Annotated in this window: 2 protein-coding genes; both read right to left on the minus strand. The window is 43.3% G+C overall.

What is annotated here, in order from left to right; all coding sequences use genetic code 11:
* Positions 1-390: shikimate kinase (locus A3739_RS12300; protein WP_068501552.1), on the minus strand; the 390-nt coding region annotated here is incomplete at its 3' end.
* Positions 391-501: 111 nt separating this feature from the next.
* The coding region (gene pilQ, locus A3739_RS12305; RefSeq protein ID WP_156502557.1) for a type IV pilus secretin PilQ at positions 502-1,345 on the minus strand (844 nt) is incomplete at its 5' end.

The raw sequence follows: 1,345 nt of genomic DNA on the forward strand, positions 1-1,345 counted from the left end.
CTCTCCTCCTTGCAATAAAGGTCGGTTTTTATCCTTATGGGTTCTCGAAAACTGCTGCTCAACAGAGGTATTGAGGTACACAATAAAACCATTGCGGGTCAAATGATCGCAATTCTCCTGACGCATTACCGCGCCACCACCTGTTGCTAATACCACCTGACTTTCTAGAGCTAAATCTTTAATAACAGCCACTTCCCGATTGCGGAAACCTTCCTCTCCTTCAACATCAAAGATCCAAGGAATATCTGCACCAGATCGCTGCTCAATCTCTTTATCGGAATCAATAAACTCGTAGGAAAGCTCTGTCGCTAACAATTTACCTATTGTTGTCTTTCCCGCCCCCATTGGCCCAACCAATACAACTAAGGGCTTCTTTGTTCTGTATGCCATTGAAAAAACTGCTTAAAAAGTTTGAGTTTAACACCGTTTGATAACAAGGAACGATACATTCAGACAAAAAAAAGCCGAGCTATTTAGCTCGGCTTTTTCAGTGTGCCACGATTATTGATCAATCAAACCATCTTTGATCAATTTAGGTGTAATAAACACTAGCAACTCACTACGCTCATTAATGTTTTGCGTCTTTTTAAACAGGTTACCTAGGTAAGGAATATCACCCAGGAACGGTGTCTTAGTTACTGTCGTAGATTCCTCCGACTGGAAGATACCGCCTAGGACAATAGTTTCACCATTGCCAACAAGTACCTGAGTAATTAGTTCATTAGTCGCGATACTTGGCACACCAGCAGTCTCTTGGCCACGATCATCCTGATTTACTTTCAGATCCATAATGATTTTATCGTCAGGAGTAATTTGCGGCGTTACTTCAAGAGACAATACAGCCTCTTTAAATGCAATAGAGGCAGCCCCAGAAGAAGTTGCTTCTTGGTAAGGAATCTCTTCACCAGACTTAATCGTTGCCGTTTGGCGATCCGCCGTTACAATTTTTGGTTGAGCAACGATTTCGCCTTTGCCATCGGCCTCGAATGCCGACAATTCTAAATCAAGCAAGTAATCGCCATTGCCAATACCAATGGCGATAGATGAAGCATTCGTACGTGTCACACCTAGATCAACCGCCAATGCGTCTGGGAATGTAACAGTATTGGTAGTTGTTAACTCGCCAAGAGTATTTTGAGAACCACCAAAACGCCAGAAGGTATCGCCATCTTGGTCACGGCCACCGCCACCCCAAGTAATACCCATTTCTTCAGTAATATTTGAACGTGCACGAACGATACGTGCTTCGATCAGCACTTGGCGCACTGGAATATCCCAGGTATCAATCAAAGTACGGATCTGATTCAATTTATCCGCAGTTTCTCGCACACTAATCGTGTTAGTA

Source organism: Oleiphilus sp. HI0067 (genome assembly GCF_001635735.1).